Genomic DNA, 3,724 nt, shown 5'->3' with positions numbered 1-3,724 from the left:
GCCGGATCGCAGATCGCCGCGTCCGAGACGCACCGCTCACCCGAGTCGAAGTCCACCCGCGCCGCCGCCTGGTACGCACCACCCGCACCCAACTGATCGGACAGCAGCTGCCCGTAAGCGACCGAGGCCAGCACACCACCCCGGACGTAGGAGGTGTTCGTGCCCCTGCCGCCGTTCTGCCCGCCGCCGCGGGAGTACGAATTGGTCTCCGGCGTGTAGGAGTACGTGGTCAGGTTGCCGTGCGCGTCCACGACGTAGTCCAGGTTCCAGCGCCAGGCCATCTGGCACCAGGAGCCCTTGCCCTTCGAACCGTCGTAGCAGGGATCCCCCACGTTCGGCGAGTACACCGGAACCGTCCAGGCCGACCTGCTCTCCGGCCCCACCTTGGACGGCGAACCGTCCGCCGCCGGAAGCCGGTTGAGACCGAAGTAGAAGACCGTCCCGGCCGTGTCCGTCACCTTCAGGTACGAACCGTTCCACGTCCCGTTGTCGGCACCGGTCAGGAACTCGACCTTCGTCCCGTCATCGCCCTTCAGGCGCCACTTGCACCGCGACTGCTCATCCGTCGCCGCGCCCCCCACGCAGGACGCGTCATCCGGCACCACTTCACCCGCGTGCCCGCCCAGTGACAGCGTCAGGTTCGGCCCGCCCCAGCACTGGTCCCCCGAACCCGGAATCCCCGCCTTGTCACACCCGCGGTATCCCCGCTCGACGAAGCCCGCGCTCAGATCCCAACCGTCACCGACCCAGGAAGCCTGGGCGTTCGTCGACGCCGTCTTCCCGTCCACCGACGCCGAGTCGTAGCCGAGGGCCAGCGACGGAGCACTGCCGCCGAGCGACGGCGGCGTCGCGATCGGATAGCTGTAGGTGAAGGAGCCCGAGGAAGTGCCCGCGGTCCACTTCTGGCTGGCCGACAACGGCGTGGCGCTGTACGTTCCCGTCCCGCTCGACGGCGCGGCGTCCAGCGCCAGCAGCACCCGCCCCGGAGCGGCGAGCGACTCGGCGGCGGCCGCGGACTCCGACCACGCCCCCTTCTGCCGGCCGGCCGCAGCGGTGGCGGGCAGCTCGACCTCCGCCACCAGCCGCTTCGCCTGCTCGTCGTAGCGCGAGGCCACCGGCTTCCGCTCCTGGCAGCCGTCCGCCTCGGGCGTCGTCAGTGCGCACTCCGGCAGTGACACCAACCCTGCCCGGTGCGCGAATTCGGCACCGGCCCCGATCGCGCCGAGGTCGAGCCCGACCTGGACCCGGCCCCCGCCCGCCGTGGCGTCTGCGCCGGACAGGGCAACCACCGTCCCCGGAGAGCCCTTTGCGGCATCGCCGCCGGGCGCGACAACCTGCACCCGCACCGCGGCACCCGCACCGCCCCCCGCCGGTTGCAGCCACACCGGCAGGTCACCGGCCTGCTTCGCCCCACCCGGGACCAGCCCCACCACCGCGCTGCCCGACTTCGGCTGCGGCACCGACTTCGGAGGCGCCCAGTTCGGCGAACCGGTCGCCGGTGCGGACGACTTGGGGTGGTCGGCGACCCCGGGAACCGAGGCCGTCTTCGACAACGGCGTGTTCGGCGGCGTCCAGATGCGATTCTGATCGCCGCCGCTCACCGCCACGGCTGGCGCGGAACCGAGCGAAGTGGCCAGAACGGCCAGAACAGCCGCCGAACTCAGCGTCGCAATACGCAATTCCAGCCATCGATCGGGGGATTTTCCCCTTCCGCTGCCATTGGGTGGTCGTTCGGGAAAATAGGACACTTCAGCCCCCCACGAGAGGTCCACGCCGCGACTCGGCGCGGACGGATCTCGCTGGAGGGTAGAACACTAACGATCCGGCGGTCGAGCGGGTTGAGCTTCCCCTGAGGTTGTGATGGATATCACACGTGAACCATATCGGTGAACGCTCCAGCAAAGCGGACATCCCGTTTCAGTAATCGGATTGACTCCGGATCAGCTTGTGCGGCACGTTGCTGCCCGACCCTTGCAGGCGATCTGAAACTTCGTCTTCTGCAGCAACCTCACTCACTCACTCACTCACTCACTCACTCACTGAAGGGCTTCGCCATGCCTGCCGCTCCTCCCGGAGCCTCCTCTGGCCTGCGCAAGACCGGGCACCCGTCACGGCGCTCGTACGCCGTCGCGGTCGGTCTCGCGCTCGCGCTGACCTCCGTCGGGCCCATCGCGCCGCTCGCCTTCGCCGACAACGCACCGTCCACCCCGGCCGGTGCCACCGCTCCTGGGATCCCTAAGGCACTGGCCGACCAGATCGCCGCCGGGGACGCCAAGTTCGCCGGCGAGAAGCCGCAACTACCGGGCGACAAGGCACTGGCGGAGGCCAAGCGCACCGGAAAGCCCGTCGCCGTACCGGAGTTGACCGACGCCTACAGCGAGACGGTCGCCACCCCGAGCGGACACTTCTCCCGCACCGAACACCCCGAACCCCAGCGGGTGAAGCAGAACGACGGCACCTGGGCGAACCTGGACGGCACGCTCGTCCCCGACGACCAGGGCGGCTACCGCCCCAAGTCCGCCGTGGCCGGCGTCCATCTGTCCGGCGGCGGCAACGGCCCGCTCGGCACCCTGACCAGCCCGGACGGCGAGTCCCTCACCATCGACTCACCCTTCCCGCTGACCAAGCCCACCCTCGACCCGAACGGCGAGGCCCTGGTCTACCCCGAAGTCGCCCCCGGCATCGACCTCAAGGTCACCGCCTCCGAGCTCGGCGGCCTCTCCACCGTCCTGGTCGTCAAGACCGCCGAAGCGGCGAAGAACCCGGCCCTCAAGAAGGTCCGCTTCCCCACCAAGGCCAAGGGCGTCACCCTCCAGACGGACGACGCCGGCAACCTCACCGCCACCGCCAAGGACGGCAAGGCGCGCTGGCACGCCCCCACCCCCCAGATGTGGGACAGCACCACCGCCGGCACTCCCGCCGCGAACGCCACCGCGCCCAAGGGCAAGGCCGCCGCCGCACGCGACAGCGACAACCCGGACCAGGGCCAGGGCCAGGGCCAGGAGCACAACAGCACTCCCGAGGCCCCCGGGAGCAACGCCAAGGTCGCCACCATGAAGACCGCGGTCACCGGCGACTCCGTCGAACTCACCACCGACGACACCGTCCTCGGCAAGGGCCAGGGCCCCTGGTTCATCGACCCCGGCTGGATCTACGACCGCCGCGAGGCCAACGCCTGGACCTGGACCCAGTCCCAGTACCCCGGCACCTCCAACCTCGGCCGCACCACCGCCTCCGGCGACCCGTACGCCCAGCCCGGCGTCGGCTACCAGGGCTGGCGCACCGACAAGGGCATCGAACGCTCCTACTACCAGTTCGACACCCGCTGGTACAACGACATCGTCATCAACAAGGCCACCCTGTCCGTCTGGGAAGCCAAGTCCTCCGACATGTCCTGCACCAACAAGTACCGGGTCGACCTCGCCCTCACCGGCCCCATCAACAACAGCACCAGTTGGAACAACACCCCCGGCGTCGTCGCCTGGTCCGGCGGTGCCGACGTCGGCGGCGCCGGCCAGAGCGGCTGCGGCGGCACCACCCAGTTCGACTACGACGTCACCGGCGTCTACCAGCAGTACGCCCCCAGCCGCGACACCCTCACCTTCGGACTCTTCGCCCACAACGAGTCCGACAAGATGGCCTTCAAGCGACTGACCTACAACCCCGCCGTCGTCGTCGAGTACGACCGCGTCCCCAACACCCCGACCAATCCCTACGCCTGGCC

At 69.8% G+C, this 3,724-nt stretch carries 2 pseudogenes; one reads left to right on the top strand and one right to left on the bottom strand.

Features of this window, described 5'->3' with window-relative positions:
* Window positions 1-1,772, bottom strand: a pseudogene (locus AB0O91_RS41145) (hypothetical protein); the annotation flags it as partial.
* Window positions 1,773-2,054: 282 nt separating this feature from the next.
* Between AB0O91_RS41145 and AB0O91_RS41140 the strand changes: the two are divergent.
* A pseudogene (locus AB0O91_RS41140) lies at window positions 2,055-3,724 on the top strand (hypothetical protein); the annotation flags it as partial.

The organism is Kitasatospora sp. NPDC089797 (assembly GCF_040684795.1).
In the GTDB taxonomy this organism is placed as follows: domain Bacteria; phylum Actinomycetota; class Actinomycetes; order Streptomycetales; family Streptomycetaceae; genus Kitasatospora.
Note: the sequence above shows the minus strand (reverse complement) of the source record. Positions and strands in the feature narration are given on the sequence as shown.